At 57.5% G+C, this 22,479-nt stretch carries 11 protein-coding genes, 2 tRNA genes and 3 rRNA genes; 14 read left to right on the plus strand and 2 right to left on the minus strand.

The window, feature by feature from the left end; genetic code table 11:
• Positions 1–284 precede the first annotated feature (284 nt).
• The 11 genes from AC3IUF_RS03490 to yfiB all read left to right on the plus strand — a co-directional run bounded on the left by AC3IUF_RS03490 (position 285) and on the right by yfiB (position 17,351).
• Positions 285–1,821 (plus strand): 16S ribosomal RNA (locus AC3IUF_RS03490).
• An 81-nt stretch (positions 1,822–1,902) separates the two neighbouring features.
• Positions 1,903–1,979, plus strand: a tRNA-Ile gene (locus AC3IUF_RS03495).
• A gap of 30 nt (positions 1,980–2,009) precedes the next feature.
• Positions 2,010–2,085, plus strand: a tRNA-Ala gene (locus AC3IUF_RS03500).
• Positions 2,086–2,332: 247 nt separating this feature from the next.
• Positions 2,333–5,226: ribosomal RNA gene (locus tag AC3IUF_RS03505) — 23S ribosomal RNA — on the plus strand.
• Positions 5,227–5,377: 151 nt separating this feature from the next.
• A 5S ribosomal RNA gene (gene rrf / locus AC3IUF_RS03510) occupies positions 5,378–5,493 on the plus strand.
• The 16S, 23S and 5S rRNA genes sit together here with 2 tRNA genes alongside, the layout of an rRNA operon.
• Positions 5,494–5,647: 154 nt before the next feature.
• Positions 5,648–9,100, plus strand: coding sequence for an exodeoxyribonuclease V subunit gamma (gene recC / locus AC3IUF_RS03515; protein WP_489280375.1), 3,453 nt, complete (start codon positions 5,648–5,650; stop codon positions 9,098–9,100).
• Positions 9,097–12,786, plus strand: coding sequence for an exodeoxyribonuclease V subunit beta (gene recB / locus AC3IUF_RS03520; RefSeq protein ID WP_489280376.1), 3,690 nt, complete (start codon positions 9,097–9,099; stop codon positions 12,784–12,786). Before recC ends, recB begins: the two co-directional genes overlap by 4 nt.
• Entirely contained in the window at positions 12,783–14,891 is a 2,109-nt protein-coding gene (recD, locus tag AC3IUF_RS03525) for an exodeoxyribonuclease V subunit alpha (RefSeq protein WP_095114173.1), read from the plus strand. The genes recB and recD overlap by 4 nt, the downstream gene beginning before the upstream one ends.
• Positions 14,892–15,010: 119 nt before the next feature.
• The gene (gene yfiR / locus AC3IUF_RS03530) at positions 15,011–15,586 is read left to right on the plus strand and encodes a regulatory sequestration protein YfiR (RefSeq protein WP_007911622.1); all 576 of its coding nucleotides are present in this window, start codon (positions 15,011–15,013) and stop codon (positions 15,584–15,586) included.
• The gene (gene dgcN, locus AC3IUF_RS03535; RefSeq protein ID WP_123375823.1) at positions 15,583–16,851 is read left to right on the plus strand and encodes a diguanylate cyclase DgcN/YfiN; all 1,269 of its coding nucleotides are present in this window, start codon (positions 15,583–15,585) and stop codon (positions 16,849–16,851) included. The genes yfiR and dgcN overlap by 4 nt, the downstream gene beginning before the upstream one ends.
• 5 nt (positions 16,852–16,856) lie before the next feature.
• Positions 16,857–17,351, plus strand: coding sequence for an outer membrane lipoprotein YfiB (gene yfiB / locus AC3IUF_RS03540; RefSeq protein WP_123375822.1), 495 nt, complete (start codon positions 16,857–16,859; stop codon positions 17,349–17,351).
• Here the strand turns inward: yfiB and AC3IUF_RS03545 are convergent.
• Positions 17,348–18,295 carry a LysR family transcriptional regulator gene (locus tag AC3IUF_RS03545; protein WP_095114176.1) on the minus strand — a complete coding sequence of 316 codons (948 nt, stop codon included), beginning with the start codon at positions 18,293–18,295 and terminating at the stop codon, positions 17,348–17,350. The two genes, yfiB and AC3IUF_RS03545, sit on opposite strands and share 4 nt — an antisense overlap.
• A gap of 149 nt (positions 18,296–18,444) precedes the next feature.
• Here AC3IUF_RS03545 and AC3IUF_RS03550 point away from each other — a divergent pair, with 149 nt between their 5' ends.
• Positions 18,445–19,971 carry a CoA-acylating methylmalonate-semialdehyde dehydrogenase gene (locus AC3IUF_RS03550; protein ID WP_095114177.1) on the plus strand — a complete coding sequence of 509 codons (1,527 nt, stop codon included), beginning with the start codon at positions 18,445–18,447 and terminating at the stop codon, positions 19,969–19,971.
• A gap of 9 nt (positions 19,972–19,980) precedes the next feature.
• A complete protein-coding gene (mmsB, locus tag AC3IUF_RS03555) occupies positions 19,981–20,883 on the plus strand; it encodes a 3-hydroxyisobutyrate dehydrogenase (protein ID WP_489280379.1) in 903 nt (300 codons plus the stop codon).
• Positions 20,884–21,044: 161 nt separating this feature from the next.
• Here mmsB and AC3IUF_RS03560 read toward each other — a convergent pair whose 3' ends face one another.
• On the minus strand, positions 21,045–21,389 hold the full coding sequence (locus AC3IUF_RS03560; protein WP_007911615.1) for a cupin domain-containing protein: 345 nt from the start codon (positions 21,387–21,389) through the stop codon (positions 21,045–21,047).
• A gap of 513 nt (positions 21,390–21,902) precedes the next feature.
• Between AC3IUF_RS03560 and AC3IUF_RS03565 the strand changes: the two genes are divergently transcribed.
• Positions 21,903–22,472 (plus strand): acyl carrier protein, encoded by a 570-nt coding sequence (locus AC3IUF_RS03565; protein WP_007911613.1) that lies wholly within the window; start codon positions 21,903–21,905, stop codon positions 22,470–22,472.
• Positions 22,473–22,479: the final 7 nt, after the last annotated feature.

Genomic DNA, 22,479 nt, shown 5'->3' on the forward strand with positions numbered 1-22,479 from the left:
GGAAGCGCAAGTGGTTGAAGTTGTTGAAGAATTCTTCGAAAACTTCTGAAAATAATCACTTGACAGCAAATGAGGCTGCTGTAGAATGCGCGCCTCGGTTGAGACGAAAGATCTTAACCAACCGCTCTTTAACAATTGAATCAAGCAATTCGTGTGGGTGCTTGTGGAGTCAGACTGATAGTCAACAAGATTATCAGCATCACAAGTTACTCCGCGAGAAATCAAAGATGTAACCAACGATTGCTGAGCCAAGTTTAGGGTTTCTTAAAAACCCAAAGATGTTTGAACTGAAGAGTTTGATCATGGCTCAGATTGAACGCTGGCGGCAGGCCTAACACATGCAAGTCGAGCGGATGAGAGGAGCTTGCTCCTGGATTCAGCGGCGGACGGGTGAGTAATGCCTAGGAATCTACCTGGTAGTGGGGGACAACGTTTCGAAAGGAACGCTAATACCGCATACGTCCTACGGGAGAAAGCAGGGGACCTTCGGGCCTTGCGCTATCAGATGAGCCTAGGTCGGATTAGCTAGTTGGTGAGGTAATGGCTCACCAAGGCGACGATCCGTAACTGGTCTGAGAGGATGATCAGTCACACTGGAACTGAGACACGGTCCAGACTCCTACGGGAGGCAGCAGTGGGGAATATTGGACAATGGGCGAAAGCCTGATCCAGCCATGCCGCGTGTGTGAAGAAGGTCTTCGGATTGTAAAGCACTTTAAGTTGGGAGGAAGGGTTGTAGATTAATACTCTGCAATTTTGACGTTACCGACAGAATAAGCACCGGCTAACTCTGTGCCAGCAGCCGCGGTAATACAGAGGGTGCAAGCGTTAATCGGAATTACTGGGCGTAAAGCGCGCGTAGGTGGTTCGTTAAGTTGGATGTGAAATCCCCGGGCTCAACCTGGGAACTGCATTCAAAACTGTCGAGCTAGAGTATGGTAGAGGGTGGTGGAATTTCCTGTGTAGCGGTGAAATGCGTAGATATAGGAAGGAACACCAGTGGCGAAGGCGACCACCTGGACTGATACTGACACTGAGGTGCGAAAGCGTGGGGAGCAAACAGGATTAGATACCCTGGTAGTCCACGCCGTAAACGATGTCAACTAGCCGTTGGGAGCCTTGAGCTCTTAGTGGCGCAGCTAACGCATTAAGTTGACCGCCTGGGGAGTACGGCCGCAAGGTTAAAACTCAAATGAATTGACGGGGGCCCGCACAAGCGGTGGAGCATGTGGTTTAATTCGAAGCAACGCGAAGAACCTTACCAGGCCTTGACATCCAATGAACTTTCCAGAGATGGATTGGTGCCTTCGGGAACATTGAGACAGGTGCTGCATGGCTGTCGTCAGCTCGTGTCGTGAGATGTTGGGTTAAGTCCCGTAACGAGCGCAACCCTTGTCCTTAGTTACCAGCACGTCATGGTGGGCACTCTAAGGAGACTGCCGGTGACAAACCGGAGGAAGGTGGGGATGACGTCAAGTCATCATGGCCCTTACGGCCTGGGCTACACACGTGCTACAATGGTCGGTACAAAGGGTTGCCAAGCCGCGAGGTGGAGCTAATCCCATAAAACCGATCGTAGTCCGGATCGCAGTCTGCAACTCGACTGCGTGAAGTCGGAATCGCTAGTAATCGTGAATCAGAATGTCACGGTGAATACGTTCCCGGGCCTTGTACACACCGCCCGTCACACCATGGGAGTGGGTTGCACCAGAAGTAGCTAGTCTAACCTTCGGGAGGACGGTTACCACGGTGTGATTCATGACTGGGGTGAAGTCGTAACAAGGTAGCCGTAGGGGAACCTGCGGCTGGATCACCTCCTTAATCGACGACATCAGCTGCTTCATAAGTTCCCACACGAATTGCTTGATTCATTGAAGAAGACGAAAGAAGCAGCCCGAAATTGGGTCTGTAGCTCAGTTGGTTAGAGCGCACCCCTGATAAGGGTGAGGTCGGCAGTTCGAATCTGCCCAGACCCACCAATTTTGTGTGGGAAACGCCTGTAGAAATACGGGGCCATAGCTCAGCTGGGAGAGCGCCTGCCTTGCACGCAGGAGGTCAACGGTTCGATCCCGTTTGGCTCCACCACTACTGCTTCTGAAGTTTGAAAGCTTAGAAATGAGCATTCCATCGCTGTGATGATGAATGTTGATTTCTAGTCTTTGACTAGTTCGTTCTTTAAAAATTTGGGTATGTGATAGAAAGATAGACTGAACGTTACTTTCACTGGTAACGGATCAGGCTAAGGTAAAATTTGTGAGTTCTCTTAATTGAGAAATTCGAATTTTCGGCGAATGTCGTCTTCACAGTATAACCAGATTGCTTGGGGTTATATGGTCAAGTGAAGAAGCGCATACGGTGGATGCCTTGGCAGTCAGAGGCGATGAAAGACGTGGTAGCCTGCGAAAAGCTTCGGGGAGTCGGCAAACAGACTTTGATCCGGAGATGTCTGAATGGGGGAACCCAGCCATCATAAGATGGTTATCTTGTACTGAATACATAGGTGCAAGAGGCGAACCAGGGGAACTGAAACATCTAAGTACCCTGAGGAAAAGAAATCAACCGAGATTCCCTTAGTAGTGGCGAGCGAACGGGGACTAGCCCTTAAGTGGCTTTGAGATTAGCGGAACGCTCTGGAAAGTGCGGCCATAGTGGGTGATAGCCCTGTACGCGAAAATCTCTTAGTCATGAAATCGAGTAGGACGGAGCACGAGAAACTTTGTCTGAATATGGGGGGACCATCCTCCAAGGCTAAATACTACTGACTGACCGATAGTGAACTAGTACCGTGAGGGAAAGGCGAAAAGAACCCCGGAGAGGGGAGTGAAATAGATCCTGAAACCGTATGCGTACAAGCAGTGGGAGCCCACTTTGTTGGGTGACTGCGTACCTTTTGTATAATGGGTCAGCGACTTATTTTCAGTGGCGAGCTTAACCGAATAGGGGAGGCGTAGCGAAAGCGAGTCTTAATAGGGCGTCTAGTCGCTGGGAATAGACCCGAAACCGGGCGATCTATCCATGGGCAGGTTGAAGGTTGGGTAACACTAACTGGAGGACCGAACCGACTACCGTTGAAAAGTTAGCGGATGACCTGTGGATCGGAGTGAAAGGCTAATCAAGCTCGGAGATAGCTGGTTCTCCTCGAAAGCTATTTAGGTAGCGCCTCATGTATCACTGTAGGGGGTAGAGCACTGTTTCGGCTAGGGGGTCATCCCGACTTACCAAACCGATGCAAACTCCGAATACCTACAAGTGCCGAGCATGGGAGACACACGGCGGGTGCTAACGTCCGTCGTGAAAAGGGAAACAACCCAGACCGTCAGCTAAGGTCCCAAAGTTATGGTTAAGTGGGAAACGATGTGGGAAGGCTTAGACAGCTAGGAGGTTGGCTTAGAAGCAGCCACCCTTTAAAGAAAGCGTAATAGCTCACTAGTCGAGTCGGCCTGCGCGGAAGATGTAACGGGGCTCAAACCATACACCGAAGCTACGGGTATCATCTTCGGATGATGCGGTAGAGGAGCGTTCTGTAAGCCTGTGAAGGTGAGTTGAGAAGCTTGCTGGAGGTATCAGAAGTGCGAATGCTGACATGAGTAACGACAATGGGTGTGAAAAACACCCACGCCGAAAGACCAAGGTTTCCTGCGCAACGTTAATCGACGCAGGGTTAGTCGGTCCCTAAGGCGAGGCTGAAAAGCGTAGTCGATGGAAAACAGGTTAATATTCCTGTACTTCTGGTTATTGCGATGGAGGGACGGAGAAGGCTAGGCCAGCTTGGCGTTGGTTGTCCAAGTTTAAGGTGGTAGGCTGAGATCTTAGGTAAATCCGGGATCTTAAGGCCGAGAGCTGATGACGAGTGTTCTTTTAGAACACGAAGTGGTTGATGCCATGCTTCCAAGAAAAGCTTCTAAGCTTCAGGTAACCAGGAACCGTACCCCAAACCGACACAGGTGGTTGGGTAGAGAATACCAAGGCGCTTGAGAGAACTCGGGTGAAGGAACTAGGCAAAATGGCACCGTAACTTCGGGAGAAGGTGCGCCGGTGAGGGTGAAGGACTTGCTCCGTAAGCTCATGCCGGTCGAAGATACCAGGCCGCTGCGACTGTTTATTAAAAACACAGCACTCTGCAAACACGAAAGTGGACGTATAGGGTGTGACGCCTGCCCGGTGCCGGAAGGTTAATTGATGGGGTTAGCTAACGCGAAGCTCTTGATCGAAGCCCCGGTAAACGGCGGCCGTAACTATAACGGTCCTAAGGTAGCGAAATTCCTTGTCGGGTAAGTTCCGACCTGCACGAATGGCGTAACGATGGCGGCGCTGTCTCCACCCGAGACTCAGTGAAATTGAAATCGCTGTGAAGATGCAGTGTATCCGCGGCTAGACGGAAAGACCCCGTGAACCTTTACTATAGCTTTGCACTGGACTTTGAATTTGCTTGTGTAGGATAGGTGGGAGGCTTTGAAGCGTGGACGCCAGTTCGCGTGGAGCCATCCTTGAAATACCACCCTGGCAACTTTGAGGTTCTAACTCAGGTCCGTTATCCGGATCGAGGACAGTGTATGGTGGGTAGTTTGACTGGGGCGGTCTCCTCCTAAAGAGTAACGGAGGAGTACGAAGGTGCGCTCAGACCGGTCGGAAATCGGTCGTAGAGTATAAAGGCAAAAGCGCGCTTGACTGCGAGACAGACACGTCGAGCAGGTACGAAAGTAGGTCTTAGTGATCCGGTGGTTCTGTATGGAAGGGCCATCGCTCAACGGATAAAAGGTACTCCGGGGATAACAGGCTGATACCGCCCAAGAGTTCATATCGACGGCGGTGTTTGGCACCTCGATGTCGGCTCATCACATCCTGGGGCTGAAGCCGGTCCCAAGGGTATGGCTGTTCGCCATTTAAAGTGGTACGCGAGCTGGGTTTAGAACGTCGTGAGACAGTTCGGTCCCTATCTGCCGTGGACGTTTGAGATTTGAGAGGGGCTGCTCCTAGTACGAGAGGACCGGAGTGGACGAACCTCTGGTGTTCCGGTTGTCACGCCAGTGGCATTGCCGGGTAGCTATGTTCGGGAAAGATAACCGCTGAAAGCATCTAAGCGGGAAACTTGCCTCAAGATGAGATCTCACTGGAACCTTGAGTTCCCTGAAGGGCCGTCGAAGACTACGACGTTGATAGGTTGGGTGTGTAAGCGCTGTGAGGCGTTGAGCTAACCAATACTAATTGCCCGTGAGGCTTGACCATATAACACCCAAGCAATTTGCGTCGAAGAGACCAGATTGCGGTGTGTGAAGACGAAACGAACCGAAAGTTCGAAAGACTCACAAAACACCAGCTGTCACATACCCAATTTGCTGAAGCGAGGCCACAAGGCCACGACTCAGTACCCGAATTTCTTGACGACCATAGAGCGTTGGAACCACCTGATCCCATCCCGAACTCAGCAGTGAAACGATGCATCGCCGATGGTAGTGTGGGGTTTCCCCATGTGAGAGTAGGTCATCGTCAAGATTAAATTCCGAAACCCCAATTGCGAAAGCAGTTGGGGTTTTGTTTTGCCCGCAGGAAAGTTCTTACAGCATTCACGGACGCCGTCCGGCTGTCATACCCTGCCGACAATGCTAAGGTTCTGCCCTGGCTTTTGTACTTCTCCAAGGAAACCCTTATGCCGGACGCCCAGTCCCTCAACGCTGCATTCATGGTGGTCCAGAGCAATAGCCTGGACGAGCTGCGCAGCCTTGTGATCAGCATAATGCGGCGCTATCCACTGGCCCCGCTGGAAAACGAAATCGCTCTGGTGCAGAGCAACGGTATTGCCCAGTGGCTCAAATTGGCTTTGGCTGAAGATCCAGAGGACGACGACCTCGGAGGTTGCGGCATTGCGGCGGCGATTGATGTGCAACTGCCGGGCAGTTTCATGTGGCAGCTTTATCGCATGGTATTAGGCCGAGATGAAATTCCTCCCAAATCCCTGCTCGATAAGGCCCCGCTGACCTGGCGTCTCATGCGCCTCCTCCCACAGGTCATTGATCGCCCGCATTTCGAGCCATTGCAACGCTTCCTTACCCACGACGCCGACCTGCGCAAACGCTATCAATTGTCCGAACGCCTGGCGGATCTGTTCGACCAATATCAGGTGTACCGGGCCGACTGGCTTGAAGACTGGGCCGAAGGTCGGCATCAACTGCGCAACGTCAGGGGAGAAGTAAAGCCACTGCCCCCGACCAGTTGTTGGCAGGCAGAACTGTGGCGTGCGCTGCTGGATGACGTGGGCGAGCAAGGTATGGCGCAGAGTCGTGCCGGCGTTCATCAACGGTTTATCGAACGCATCAACAACCTCACCGAAGCGCCTGCGGGATTGCCATCGCGAGTGATCGTTTTCGGGATTTCTTCACTGCCAGCCCAAGTGCTTGAGGCGCTGGCCGGGCTTGCGCGTTTCAGTCAGGTCCTGCTGTGTGTACACAACCCGTGCCGGCACCACTGGGCCGATATTGTCGCCGACAAAGATCTGCTGCGGCATCAATACAAACGGCAATCGCGCAAGCCTGGAATGCCCGCAGTGCTGGCCCCTGAAACGCTGCATCAACACGCCCATCCACTATTGGCTGCGTGGGGCAAACAAGGCCGGGACTACATAAACCTGCTCGACAGCTATGACGATCCCAATAGCTATCGGGCGGCTTTTCGCGATGGCCGCATAGACCTGTTCAGCGAAACTCAACCACACAATCTGCTCAATCAACTACAGGACGATATCCTGGAGTTGCGCCCACTCAACGAAACACGTGAACATTGGCCTGCTGTCGATCTGGCAAAGGACGAGTCGATCCGTTTTCACATTGCCCACAGCGCTCAACGTGAAGTTGAAATACTGCACGACCAGCTTCTCGCGCGCTTTAGTGCCAACCCGCATCTGCGTCCGCGCGATGTGATCGTGATGGTGCCTGACGTCGATAGCTACGCACCGCATATCCGCGCAGTATTTGGTCAGCTTGATCGCCATGATCCGCGATTCATACCCTTCACATTGGCCGATCAGGGGCAGCGCGGCCGCGATCCACTGCTGATCGCAGTCGAACACCTGCTCAAGCTTCCCGACAGTCGTTTCCCGGTCAGTGAAATCCTCGACCTGCTCGACGTTCCCGCACTTCGCGCGCGTTTTGGTGTGGAAGAGCGCGACCTGCCAACACTGCACCGCTGGATCGAAGGTGCGGGCGTGCGCTGGGGCATGAACGCCGAGCAACGCGCGGGCCTGGGGTTACCCGACGAACTAGAGCAAAACAGCTGGCATTTTGGTCTGCGCCGCATGCTTCTCGGTTACGCCGTCGGCAGTGCCAATGCGTGTGAAGGAATTGAACCCTACGATGAGATCGGCGGACTCGACGCCGCACTCATCGGGCCGTTGGTGGCTCTGCTCGATGCCCTGGAACTTGCCCACCAACAGCTCACCCAACCCGCTCAACCCAAGGAGTGGGGATACCGTTTGCAGGCGCTGATGCAACTGTTCTTCAAGGCTAGTAACGAGCATGACGATTATTTGTTGACCCAACTCGAGGAACTGCGCGAAACCTGGCTGGAAACGTGTGAGGCCGTCGGTCTGACGGATGAGCTACCACTGACCGTGGTTCGTGAAGCCTGGCTCGCGGGGCTGGACCAAGGGCGATTGTCTCAGCGGTTTCTGGCTGGCGCCGTGAACTTCTGTACGCTGATGCCCATGCGTGCCATTCCGTTCAAACTGGTCTGCCTGCTGGGAATGAACGACGGCGACTATCCACGGGCGCAGCCGCCGCTGGACTTCGACCTCATGGGCAGCGACTACCGTCCGGGAGATCGTTCGCGGCGTGAAGATGACCGCTATCTTTTGCTCGAAGCACTTTTGTCAGCGCGCAATCAGCTGTACATCAGTTGGGTCGGCCGCAGCATTCGCGACAACAGTGAACGACCGGCTTCCGTATTGATCGGCCAGTTGCGCGATCACCTCGCCAGCGGTTGGCGATTGCTCGACGAAAGCGGTGATCTGTTAAGTGCCATGACGCAAGAGCATCCGCTGCAACCGTTCAGTGCGCGCTATTTTCATGACGGCGATCAACTCTTCAGCTATGCCAGCGAATGGCAGGTTCTGCATCAACAGCATGAGCCTCAAAACGAAACTCAGCTACTTACCCCTTATGTGCAGGAGGAGCCGTTGAGCCTGGCTTTGTTGCAGGATTTTTTACGCAATCCGGTTCGGCATTTTTTCACCCAGCGCCTCAAGGTGTATTTCGAGGCTGCCGAAGCACCGCTGGCTGACGAAGAGCCCTTCGTATTGGACGCATTGCAGCGCTATACGCTCAGCGACAGCCTGCTCGAAGCCGCTCTCAGGCAGCCGGACAATGTCGATCAGGCTTTGACTGCCCAGGCCCGCCGTCTGCAGAACAGCGGTCTGCTGCCAATGGCCGGGTTCGGCGAGTGCCTGCAACAAGAGCTGATCGAACCTTTGCCGGATTTGCTGCAGCGTTATCAACAATTGCTGACACTCTGGCCGACCCCTCTGAACAGTGCGATGCCGATCAATCTAGAGTTGCAGGGTTTGCGTCTTGAAGGCTGGCTTGCCGGTTTGCACCAGCGCACCGACGGTGGCCTGTTGTCGGTCACGACCATTCCCAACAGCATTGGCTCGATCAAAAGCCGCAAATGGCATCGCCTGACCAAGCCTTGGATCAATCATCTGGTGGCCTGCGCCAGTGGACTTTCGCTGACGACAGCATTGGTCGCCAGCGACGATACCTTGCTGCTTGAACCCATGGAGCCAGCACGGGCGATACGTTTTCTTGGCGACTTGCTCCTCGCCTGGCAGGCAGGCATGCGACAGCCACTGCCAATCGCGGTAAAAACCGCTTTTGCGTGGCTTTCCCAGACCGACCCTCTGAAGGCCGAAGCCGTGGCACGTAAAGCGTATGAAGGTGACGGGCAGACCAGCGAAGGTGAGCGCCGCGAGAGCCCGGCGTTGTCCCGGCAATACGCCGACTTCGATGCATTGCTGGAGGACGAAACATTCTCCGGTTGGTGCGACGCGTTGTATCGCCCACTGTTTGAAGCGCCTTGGCGTTCGCTGTCCACCGAAGGGACTCGCGCATGAGTACAAAGACTCCCCTCGCACTGGCCTTTCCCCTACAGGGCAGCCAGTTGATCGAAGCCAGTGCCGGTACCGGTAAAACCTTTACCATCTCGGCTTTGTATCTGCGGCTTATCCTCGGACATGGTGACGAGGCGAGTGGATTCGGCCGCGAATTGCTGCCACCACAGATTCTCGTGGTGACCTTCACCGATGCCGCGACCAAGGAGCTGCGTGAGCGCATACGTACGCGTTTGGCCGAGGCAGCTCGATTCTTTCGTGACGAAACGGCTGCGCCCGATGCATTGATCGCCGAATTGCGTGACCAATTCGACACCCAACAATGGCCCGGTTGTGCCAACCGCCTCGATGTCGCCGCGCAGTGGATGGACGAGGCCGCCGTCTCAACCATCCACAGTTGGTGTCAGCGAATGTTGCGTGAGCATGCGTTCGACAGCGGCAGCTTGTTCACCCAATCCCTGGAAACCGATCACAGCGACTTGCTCGGCGAAGTGCTGCGCGATTACTGGCGACTGTTCTGTTACCCGATGCAGGGCGATGCCTTGAATTGGGTTCGCAGCAATTGGGGGGGGCCGGCGGCGTTATTGCCTCGCGTGCGCGGGCTGTTCGCCAGTGAGCGTGACAGCGACGAGGGCAAGGCGCCTGCGGAGCTTATAGATGAGTGTCTGCAAGAACGCCGCGTGGCGTTGATCGAACTGAAAATGCCCTGGCGCCAGTGGGCAGACGAATTGCTCGCCATTTGCCAGCAAGGCGTCGCGAGCAAAACCGTCGACGGGCGCAAGATGCAGGCGCGTTACTTTGAGCCGTGGTTCGAAAAGCTCAAGGCATGGGCCGAAGACGAGACCTTGGAGCAACTGGATATCGGTACTGGTTTCACTCGACTGACCCCCGACGGGATGGCGGAAGCGTGGAAAGGCCAGGCTCCAGGTCACCCGGGTCTGGATGCCATGTCAAAGCTCAAGTCGAGCCTCGATGCATTGCCGACCCCCGATGCCGCTGTGTTGCAACATGCTGCCAAATGGGTCGGCGCACGCTTTGAAGAAGAGAAGCGGCGTCGCGCCGAGATGGGCTTTGACGACATGTTGTTGCGCCTTGATGCCGCTCTGCAATCCGACGGAGGCGAACGTCTTGCGACGTTGATTCGCGAGCAGTTCCCGGTCGCACTGATCGACGAATTCCAGGATACCGATCCGGTGCAGTATCGAATCTTCGAAAGCATCTATCGCATCGAAGAGAACAGTCCCGAGACCGGCCTGTTCCTGATCGGTGACCCGAAGCAGGCGATCTACGCTTTCCGCGGTGCAGACATCTACACCTACCTGCGCGCGCGTCAGGCCACCACTGGCCGATTGCATACACTGGGCACCAACTTCCGCTCCAGCCATGGCATGGTCAACGCGGTCAATCATGTATTCGAGCGCGCCGAGTCCCGAGAGCAGGGACGCGGCGCGTTTTTGTTCCGCGAGAAAAACGGCGACAACCCGGTGCCGTTCCTGCCCGTGGAATCTCAGGGCCGCAAGGAACGCCTGCAGGTTGCCGGGCAGGAAGTCGCAGCGTTGAATGTCTGGCACTTGTCCAGCGACCAGCCACTGTCCGGCGTGGTCTATCGCCAGCAATTGGCAGCGGCGTGCGCCAGCGAAATCACCGCGCTGCTCAATGGCGGACAAAGCGCTGACGCGGGGTTTGTTCAGGACGGCAAAGACTTCAGAGGTCTGAGGCCGTCCGACATTGCGATTCTCGTGCGCGACGGCAAAGAAGCCCAGGCCGTACGCGCTGAACTCGCCGCCCGAGGTGTGCGCAGCGTTTATCTGTCGGACAAGGATTCGGTATTCGCGGCTCAAGAAGCTCACGATCTGCTGTCCTGGCTCAAGGCCTGTGCCGAGCCGGATGTCGAGCGCTCCCTGAAAGCCGCATTGGCCTGTATCACCCTGAACCTGCCATTGGCCGAGCTGGAACGTCTGAACCAGGACGAACTGGTCTGGGAAACCCGGGTCATGCAGTTCCGTGGCTATCGCGAGCTATGGCGCAAGCAAGGTGTGCTGCCGATGTTGCGCCGCCTGCTGCACGACTTCCACCTGCCGCAAACCTTGATGAAACGCACCGATGGCGAGCGTGTACTGACCAACCTTTTGCACTTGTCGGAGTTGATGCAGCAAGCGGCTGCGGAACTGGACGGTGAACAAGCGCTGATTCGCCATCTGGCCGAATTGTTGGCAGTGTCCGGCCAGGCCGGCGAAGAGCAGATTCTGCGTCTGGAAAGTGATGAGCAACTGGTCAAGGTCGTGACCATCCACAAGTCCAAAGGCCTGGAGTATCCATTGGTGTTCTTGCCGTTCATTTGCTCGGCAAAACCCGTGGATGGCAGTCGCTTGCCACTGCATTATCACGACGCCGAGGGCAGGGCTCAGGTGAGCCTGAAACCAACTGCCGAGTTGGTAGCGCAAGCGGACGATGAGCGTCTGGCCGAAGACTTGCGCTTGCTCTACGTTGCGTTGACTCGCGCACAACATGCCTGCTGGTTAGGCGTGACGGATCTCAAACGGGGCAATAACAACAGCTCGGTGCTGCACCTATCGGCGCTGGGTTATCTGCTTGGTGGTGGCGCATCGCTTGGCGAGTCCAGCGAACTGAAACGCTGGCTGCAAGACCTGCAACAGGATTGCCCGGCTATCCATATCGATGAAATGCCCCAACCCACCGACGAGCATTACCAGCCCCCGCGCAACGATGCCGTGCTGAGTGCGACACTGCTGCCCAAGCGCAAAGCCAGCGAAAACTGGTGGATCGCCTCCTACAGCGCTCTGCGCATCAGCGATGTGTTGAGTATCGGCAGCGATGAAGCACCGGACAGCCCGCAAGCGCAAAAGCTGTTTGATGACGAACGCCTTGATCCCGACGCGCCGCGCGACATCATTGCCGGCGGTGCCGATATCCACCGCTTCCCGCGCGGTCCCAATCCGGGAACGTTTCTTCACGGTTTGCTGGAATGGGCCGGTGACGACGGCTTCGCCGTTTCCCGCGAAGCGCTGGAAGATGCGATTGCCCGGCGCTGCAATTTGCGCGGCTGGGAGGGCTGGATCAATACTCTGAGTGACTGGCTGCAACATTTACTGCAGTCGTCATTGCCGATTGCAGGTGGGCAGCCGCCAGTTGTTCTGGAGCAACTGAAGCAGTATCGGGTCGAGATGGAATTCTGGTTCGCCAGCCATAAGGTCGATGTAGTCAAACTCGACGAACTGGTGCGGCAGCACACTCACAGGGGCGTGGCCCGTGTGGCGGCAGAACCGGTGCAACTCAACGGCATGTTCAAAGGTTTTATCGACCTGACCTTCGAACACAATGGCCGTTACTACGTGGCCGACTACAAATCCAACTGGCTTGGCGTGGACGACCTGGCCTACACCGAGCAGGCCATGGAGCAGTCGATCCTCGACAACCGTTATGACCTGCAATACGTGCTGTACCTGTTGGCGTTGCATCGCCAGCTCAAGGCACGACTGCCTGATTACGATTACGACCGGCATGTCGGCGGCGCGTTGTATCTGTTCCTGCGTGGCACACGTGCTGACAGTCGCGGGGTGTATTTCGCCCGGCCGCCACGTGAGCTGATCGAACGTCTCGACCGAATGTTTCAAGGAAAACCTGAACCCAAGACCGAGCCCGCCTGGGAACAGGGAGTCCTGCTATGAGCCGCACCTTTGCCGATCTGCTCCCCACGCCGCTGGCAGCCGACAGCCTGTCGAGGCTTTCGCCGCTGACCAGCGCCGATGATCTGTTGATCTTGCTCACTCGTTGGGTCGAGCGTGGCTGGCTGCGTGCGCTGGACAAAGCATTCGTCGCGTTCCTTCACGAACTCGAGCGCGATACGGATCCGCTGGTGCTGCTCGCTGCCGCCCTGACCAGTCATCAACTTGGCCACGGTCATGTCTGTCTCGATCTGTATGAAACCCTGAAAGCTCCTGACTTCGCGCTGTCGCTGCCCCCCGAAGGAGACGTGCAAGGTGGTGTGTTGCTGCTGCCTTCGCAATTGCTCGAGGCGCTCGATGGCGCTCACTGGTGCAAGGTTCTGGCGAGCAGCTCCCTGGTCGCACTGGCGGCGGACACCCGTGATAGCGCAGAGCAACGCCCGCTGGTGCTGTCGGGCAAACGCCTGTATCTGCGACGCTACTGGACCTACGAACGGCGCATCGACACGGCGTTGCGCGAGCGTCTGCAACAAGTCGAGCCGACTCCGGACGATCTGCCGCAGCGGTTGAATGAGTTGTTCGGATCAGCGAGAACCGGTGAGGTGATCGACTGGCAGAAACTCGCCTGTGCCATCGCGACCCGTGGCGCCTTCAGCATCGTCACCGGCGGCCCGGGCACTGGCAAGACCACCACAGTGGTGCGGTTGCTGGCTCTGCTGCAAGCGCCGGCAGTCGCCACCGGTCATCCGCTGCGGATTCGTCTGGCGGCACCGACGGGAAAGGCTGCGGCGCGGCTGACCGAGTCCATCAGCCAACAAGTGCAGTCGCTGAAAGTCAGCGAAGAGGTGCGGGCGAAGATCCCTTGCGACGTCACCACCGTGCACCGTCTGCTGGGCAGTCGTCCCGGCACCCGGCACTTTCGGCATCATGCAGGCAATCGCCTGCCATTGGATGTGCTGGTGGTCGACGAAGCTTCGATGATCGACCTGGAAATGATGGCCAATCTGCTCGATGCCTTGCCAGCCCATGCACGACTGGTGTTGCTCGGTGACAAGGATCAATTGGCTTCTGTTGAGGCCGGCGCAGTGCTAGGCGATTTGTGCCGGGATGCCGAGGGTGGCTGGTACAACCCGCAGACCCGACAGTGGCTGGAATCGGTCAGCGGTGAGTCGCTGCAGGACAGTGGCTTGCATGAAGACGTCGAGGGTGCTCACCCGCTGGCCCAGCAAGTGGTCATGCTGCGTCACTCCCGGCGTTTCGGCGAGGGCAGCGGGATCGGTCAGCTCGCGCGTCGGGTCAATCAGCAGCTGCCGGATGAAGCGCGTCAGTTGCTCGCGGCCGGGCACTATGACGATGTGTATTCGTTGCCGCTCAAGGGCGAACAGGATCATAAACTGGAGCGCCTGTTGCTGGAGGGGCACGGCGACGGCCCGCAGGGTTACCGCCATTATCTGAGTGTTCTGCGTGATCAGCGTCCACCGTCGGGCAGACCCCTCGAACATCCGGACTGGATTATTTGGGCCCGCGAAGTCTTGCAGGCGTTCGATACATTTCAGCTGTTGTGTGCAGTGCGCAAAGGGCCATGGGGCGTTGAAGGTCTGAATCAACGGATCACCGCCGCGCTGCTGAGGGCCCGTCTGATCGAAAGCGATCAGCAATGGTACGAAGGTCGGCCAGTCCTGATGACTCGCAACGATTACGGTCTGGGCTTGATGAACGGCGACATCGGGATCGCCCTCAAGCTGCCCGAGCGCGAAGGACCCGACGCGGGCAAACCGGTGTTACGCGTGGCGTTCCCGCGCAACGATGGCCAGGGCGGCGTGCGTTTCGTATTGCCCAGCCGGCTCAATGACGTCGAAACCGTCTACGCCATGACGGTGCACAAGTCCCAGGGCTCGGAGTTTGCCCACACCGCGCTGATCCTGCCCGACGCCTTGAACCCGGTATTGACCAAAGAATTGATCTACACCGGCATCACCCGGGCCAAGCATTGGTTCACCCTGATTGAATCCCGGCCGGGGGTATTTGAGGAAGCGGTGCAGCGAAAGGTCAAACGCCTGAGCGGGCTGATGCTGGAACTGGAGGAAGGGGGCGTGCCCGCGAGGTGAGAATCCCGACGATGGGTGGCGATTACTGACCAACCGGTCAGTGGTCACTGTCTCGCTGGTGTTTCACTGCTGTGCTATCGTTGCGGCATCATTTCGCTACGATCCAAGAGAATCCCTGCATGAAGGTGTCTGTCTGGGCGACAGGGCGCGTAGTTGTCTGCAAGCACGCGTTGCTTGTCGGTCTGCTCTGGTTGTTGACGGGGGCGGCTGTCGCACAGTCGCAAGCGCCGACGGGCATGGCCGAACAACGGGCCAAATCTGTCACTCAGGTCGTTCTTGGCATTCTCAGCTACGCGCGCTGGCCGGTGGAGCCGGCGCAATTGCGCCTGTGCATCGTTGGCCCGACCGAATACACCGACGACTTGGTCAAAGGCACCACGCAAGCCACTGGCCGGCCGGTCACCGTACGTCGCCTGCTGGCCGACAACCCGGCCATCGTCAGCGAATGCGATGCGGTGTACATCGGCAAACTTACGGCGGATGAACGCACTCGCTTGTTCGCTTCGCTGATTGGTCATCCAGTACTGAGTATCAGCGAAGGTGGCGATCAATGCACGGTCGGTAGCCTGTTCTGTCTGCGCGTTGGCGATGAGCAAGTGTCCTTCGAGGTCAATCTCGACTCCGTTGCCCGCAGCGGCGTGCGCATTCACCCCAGCGTGCTGCAGCTGTCGCGTCGCAAACCGGCGGCACCATGAACCTGTTCAGATCGAATAGCCGCCCAACGCTGGGTTCGGTCATTGGCCGAGGGCATTTGACGGTCGCACTGGTGGGCGTGGCGATGGCCAGTGTTTCGCTGACGTTGCTCGGCGTACTGGCGTTACGGGTTTATGCCGATCACAACCTGCATTTGATCGCCCGTTCGATCAGCTACACCGTGGAAGCCGCAGTAGTGTTCAACGACAAGACGGCCGCCAACGAATCGCTGGCGCTGATTGCTTCTGCCGAAGAGGTCGCTGATGCCCAGGTACTGGACAGCCAGGGACAACTGCTCGCGCATTGGCAACGCCCGGAAAACGGTTTGTTCTCTGAGCTGGAAATGCAGATCACCCGCGCCGTCCTGGAAAAACCCATCAGCCTGCCGATCGAGCATCAGGACCGTGAAATCGGTCGTGTACTGCTCACCGGTCATGGCGGCAGCCTGATGCGTTTTCTGCTCAGCGGCCTGGCAGGAATCATCCTCTGTACCGCGATCAGCGCCTGGGTCGCGCTCTACCTGGCGCGGCGCCAGTTACGCGGAATCACCGGCCCCCTGCGCAGCTTGGCCGCCGTGGCCCACGCCGCACGCAGCGAACGAGCGCTGGACCGCCGTGTACCACCGGCGCAGATCGCTGAGCTGGACAACCTCGGCAATGACTTCAACGCCTTGCTCGACGAACTGGAGTCGTGGCAAACCCATCTGCAAAACGAAAACGAAACCCTCGCTCACCAGGCCAGTCACGACAGCCTGACCGGTCTGCCAAACCGAGCGTTTTTCGAAGGACGCTTGATCCGCGCGTTGCGCAATGCCAGCAAACACGATGAGCGCGTTGCCGTGTTGTTTCTCGACAGCGACCGCTTCAAAGGCATCAATGACAACTTCGGCCACGCCGCCGGTGATGCGGTGCTGGTGGCGGTGGCCAATCGCGTTCGTGCGCAGTTGCGCGAAGAAGATCTGGTGGCGCGGCTGGGTGGCGACGAGTTCGCCGTGCTGCTCACGCCGCTGCACAAGGTCGAAGATGCCGAGCGTATTGCCGACAAGATCCTCGCCAGCATGGACATGCCCATCGCGCTGCCGGGCGACACCAGTGTGGTGACCTCGCTCAGTATCGGCATTGCGGTTTTTCCCGATCATGGCGCTACGCCCGGGGCCTTGCTCGATGCTGCCGATGCGGCGATGTATCAAGCCAAGCGCCTGTCGCGCGGCGCCCAATTCACGGCCGGGGCGGAGCACCCGGTCGATTCCGTTCAAACCAGGAGCTGACTCTCGTGTTCACACTGTCCATTCGATCTTTTTACGCTGTGCTGTTGATGGCCGTTCTGGCCCTGACCGGTTGCCAGACTGCGCCACAAAAAGGCCTGAGCCCGGCGCAAGTCGCGGTCCTCAAACAACAGGGCTTTGAACTGACTGACGAGGGCTGGGAGTTTGGCCTGTCCGGCAAAGTGCTGTTTGGCAGCGACGTCGAAAGCCTGAATACGCAAAGCACCGAGATCGTCGAACGCATCGGCAAGGCATTGCTGAGTGTCGGCATCGAGCGCGTGCGCGTCGATGGTCATACCGACGCATCAGGCAAGGAAACCTACAACCAGCAACTGTCGCTGCGCCGTGCCAAGAGTGTCGCCAACGTGCTGGGCACGGTCGGCATGAAACAAGAGAACATCCAGTTGCAGGGCTTGGGCAGCAAAGAGCCAGTGGCGTCCAACGATACGGCGGCCGGTCGCACGGAAAACCGCCGGGTCTCGATTGTGGTCAGCGCCGACTAGTCGGCGAACTGCATTTCGCGCGTCTTGCCCATCAACAGATCCTGATTTCGCTCAGTCACCTCACGGATGTAGTCCCACAACAGGGTGATCCGTTTCAGCTTGCGCAGATCCTCCCGGCAGTACATCCAGAACTGCCGGGTGATGTCGATTTCCTCCGGCAGTACCGGCAGCAGGCGCGGATCCTGAGCGGCGAGGAAGCACGGCAGAATCGCTAGAGAACGCCCTTGCTGCGCGGCGACAAACTGTGCGATCACGCTGGTGCTGCGCAAGTTGGCGCTGGCACCGGGCAGCACATTCGCCAGGTAGAGCAGCTCCGAGCTGAACGCCAGGTCATCCACATAACTGATGAATTGATGCTTGCCCAAGTCTGCCGGGCGGCGGATCGGTGGGTGTTGGTCCAGATAGTCCTGGGTTGCGTAGAGCTGCAAACGGTAGTCGCATAATTTGCAGCAGACGTACGGTCCATGCTCCGGGCGTTCCAGAGCAATGACGATATCGGCCTCGCGCTTGGACAGGCTGATGAAGTGCGGCAGCGGCAGGATGTCCACCGAGATCGCCGGGTAGGCGTCGACGAAATGGCTCAGCTGCGGGGTGATGAAAAAACTGCCGAAGCCTTCGGTGCAACCCATGCGCACATGCCCAGACAACGCTACACCGGAGCCTGACACCTGCTCGCAGGCCATGTGCAATGTGCTTTCGATCGACTCGGCATAACCGAGCAAACGCTGGCCTTCGGTGGTCAGGACGAAGCCGCTGGTTCGCGACTTCTCGAACAGCAAAGTGCCCAATGCCGCTTCCAGCGAACTGATCCGCCGCGACACGGTGGTGTAGTCGACAGCCAGCCGTTTGGCGGCGGTACTGGCCTTGCGGGTGCGGGCGACTTCGAGGAAAAACTTGAGGTCGTCCCAGTTCAGCGAGCCTAGCGAGGTGATGTTTTTTTGCATGATGGACGGGCTTATATGTGCGTTCTTATTAGAAGTTTGCACATCTATACTCCAAAAACAGTCCGACAACCAATTCGTGACACACGCCTCATCTCAAGGCGAACCTTTCGCCTTGGCTCCTACGATAAAAACAAGTTTCGGAGACCAGCATGAACGCATCGCTTACGCCCAACGAAACCACGGTCCAGAAGGTCAAGCTGCTGATCAATGGCGAATGGGTCGAGTCGCAGACCACCGAGTGGCACGACATCGTCAACCCGGCGACCCAGCAAGTGCTGGCCAAAGTGCCGTTTGCCACTGCCGCAGAAGTGGATGCCGCCGTCAGCGCTGCACAGCGCGCCTTCCAGACCTGGAAACTGACCCCGATCGGCGCGCGGATGCGCATCATGCTCAAGCTGCAAGCGCTGATTCGCGAACACTCCAAACGCATTGCCGTGGTCCTGAGCGCCGAGCAGGGCAAAACCATTGCCGACGCCGAGGGCGATATTTTCCGTGGCCTGGAAGTGGTCGAGCACGCTTGCTCGATCGGCAGCCTGCAAATGGGCGAGTTCGCCGAGAACGTCGCCGGCGGTGTCGATACCTACACCCTGCGCCAGCCAATCGGCGTGTGCGCCGGCATCACGCCGTTCAACTTCCCGGCGATGATTCCGCTGTGGATGTTCCCGATGGCCATCGCTTGCGGCAACACCTTCGTCTTGAAGCCATCGGAACAGGATCCGCTGTCGACCATGTTGTTGGTCGAGCTGGCGATTGAGGCCGGCGTTCCGGCGGGCGTGTTGAACGTGGTTCATGGCGGTAAAGATGTGGTCGATGGCCTGTGCACGCACAAGGACATCAAAGCCGTGTCCTTCGTCGGTTCGACCGCTGTCGGTACCCACGTTTACGACTTGGCCGGCAAGCACGGCAAACGCGTGCAATCGATGATGGGCGCGAAGAACCACGCCGTGGTGCTGGCCGACGCCAATCGCGAGCAAGCGCTGAATGCGCTGGTTGGCGCCGGTTTCGGTGCGGCCGGGCAACGTTGCATGGCCACCTCGGTGGTGGTGCTGGTCGGCGCGGCGAAACAATGGTTGCCGGATCTGAAAGCGCTGGCGCAGAAACTCACCGTCAACGCCGGCAGCGAGCCGGGCACCGATGTCGGTCCGGTGATCTCGAAAAAAGCCAAGGCGCGGATTCTCGACCTGATCGAAAGCGGCATCAAAGAAGGCGCCAAGCTCGAACTGGACGGTCGCGACATCAAAGTGCCGGGCTACGAGCAAGGCAACTTTGTCGGCCCGACCCTGTTCTCGGGCGTGACCACCGACATGCAGATCTACACCCAGGAAATCTTCGGCCCGGTGCTGGTGGTGCTGGAAGTCGACACCCTCGATCAGGCGATTGCGCTGGTCAACGCCAACCCGTTCGGCAATGGCACGGGTCTGTTCACCCAGAGCGGTGCGGCGGCGCGTAAATTCCAGACCGAAATCGACGTCGGTCAGGTCGGTATCAACATCCCGATTCCAGTGCCGGTGCCGTTCTTCAGCTTCACCGGTTCGCGCGGTTCGAAACTCGGCGACCTCGGCCCGTACGGCAAGCAAGTGGTGCAGTTCTACACGCAGACCAAAACGGTCACGGCGCGCTGGTTCGATGACGACAGCGTCAACGACGGCGTGAACACCACTATCAACCTGCGCTGAGGAACTGCCATGAAAATCGCATTTATCGGTCTGGGTAACATGGGCGCGCCGATGGCGCGCAACCTGATCAAGGCCGGCCATTCGCTGAGTCTGGTCGACCTGAACAAAACCGTGCTGGCGGAGCTGGAGCAACTGGGCGGCAGCATTCGTGCTTCGGCGCGTGAGGCTGCCGAGGATGCCGAACTGGTGATCACCATGCTGCCGGCCGCTGTGCATGTGCGCAGCGTCTGGCTCGGTGAGGACGGTGTGTTGGCTGGTATTCGCCAAGGTGTGCCGGCAGTGGATTGCAGCACCATTGATCCGCAGACGGCCCGCGATGTGGCAGCGGCTGCGGCGAAACAAGGCGTGGCCATGGCCGATGCGCCGGTGTCCGGTGGCACTGGCGGTGCAACGGCGGGGACGCTGACCTTCATGGTCGGCGCCACTCCGGAACTGTTCGCCACCCTGCAACCGGTGCTGGCGCAAATGGGCCGCAACATTGTGCATTGCGGTGAAGTCGGCACCGGGCAGATCGCCAAAATCTGCAACAACCTGCTGCTGGCGATTTCGATGGTCGGCGTCAGTGAAGCCATGGCGCTGGGCGATGCATTGGGCATCGATACGTCGGTGCTGGCCGGGATCATCAACAGCTCGACCGGGCGTTGCTGGAGTTCGGAAATGTACAACCCGTGGCCGGGCATCGTCGAAACGGCGCCGGCCTCGCGCGGTTATACCGGTGGATTCGGTGCGGAACTGATGCTCAAGGATTTGGGTCTGGCGACCGAAGCGGCGCGTCAGGCGCACCAACCGGTGGTGCTCGGCGCGGTGGCGCAGCAGTTGTATCAGGCGATGAGTCAGCGCGGGGACGGCGGGAAGGATTTCTCGGCGATAATCAACAGCTATCGCAAGCCTGCAATAGAAGGACAGCGCTGAACAAACTGTGGGAGCTAGCCTGCTAGCGATGGCTGAGTGTCAGGCAACTCATTTTTGCCAGATTGATCGCAATCGCTAGCAGGCTAGCTCCCACAGGGATTTGAGTGAATCTGGGACATTTGCCGGGAAATCACGTCGGGTGATCTCCCGGCTTTTTTGCATCAGGCAAACACGAAATATTTGCGCACGGTCTCGACCACTTCCCACGTGCCTTTCATGCCCGGTTCAACCACAAAGATATCGCCAGCACGCAGGTGAATCGGCGCCATGCCGTCCGGGGTGATCACGCAGTAGCCTTCTTGGAAATGGCAGTACTCCCACTTCACATAATCAACGCGCCACTTGCCTGGTGTGCAGATCCACGTGCCCATGATCTTGCTGCCGTCTTCGCTGGTGTAGGCATTGAGGTTGACGGTGTGCGGGTCGCCTTCGAGTTTTTCCCATTTGCAGGCGTCGAGTATCGGCAGCGGGTGGGTGTCGCGCAGAACGGTGATAGGGGCAGTCATGTGTCGGCTCCAGACAAGGCGATCAAACGGAAGCTGCACCCTATAGCGCCGTGCCTCTGCCCAGATGTCTGTGCTCGACATTCAGATATCCATAAACGCTGCCAGCGTTTTACGGATGGAAGCGTAAACCTTCCAGCAAAATCAATTAACAGCAGTACTGATCTAAAACAAAGGTTATGAAGTTATAACTATTTTACATGTCTGGTTTTTGCTTTTAGTACGTCGGTTCCGTTGTGTCCTTAGTTGCTTTCGATAGTCAGCCTGCCCGATAGCGCGGGCGCCCCACCATACCCCGTCTTTGTTAAGTAAATAAGTCGTTCGCCGCACCAAGGAGGTGCGGTGTCTGTGGGGTTTTGCAGACTTTTTTCGAGTTGTAAAAAAACCTTGAATAGTTCGTTGACTCTCCCCTTAAGGGCAGAGTTTAGATTCCCGCCGCGTGAGAAGTTGCTGTGGGAAAAGTTACTTTTCATAAGTCGAATTCATGAAGTAGTCACGACATATAGGGAGATAGAAATGAACAATCCATTGGACTTGGAACATGTCGTTGCCAGCACTCGCGAAATCCTCGCACAGCTGTTGGTGATGGATGCGAATGACATCGAAGAAAACAGCAGCATTGTCGAAGACCTCGGTGCCGACTCGCTGGACATCGTCGACCTGAGCTTCCAACTGGGCCGCCAATATGGCTGCACACTGCCGAAAACCAGCGTGCTCGACCATGCAGTGGCGGTTTGCGGTGATGCCAGCGAGTTTCTCGCCAACGGTCGCATTACCGAAAGCGGCAAGCACCTGCTTGAGCAAAGCCTCAGCGCCTACACCCCGGATCAACTGAAGGCGGGCATGCAGCCGGCTCAGGTGTTCGCCGCGACCACCGTGCGTAACTGGGCTAACCAGTGCCGCAATCTTTTCAACTACCTGCCGGCGACCTGCCCGGATTGCAACGCCCACCAAGCGATTCTGAACGAGCGCCAACAAGTGGTCTGCGGCGCGTGCAGTGCGCGTCTGGTGCCGGCGGATGGCGATGAAGTGTCGCGTCAATTGGTTGAGCAGTTTGTTACCACTCACACCAAAGAAGCGGTGTAGGAGTTCT

Source organism: Pseudomonas sp. KH_040 (genome assembly GCF_057839305.1).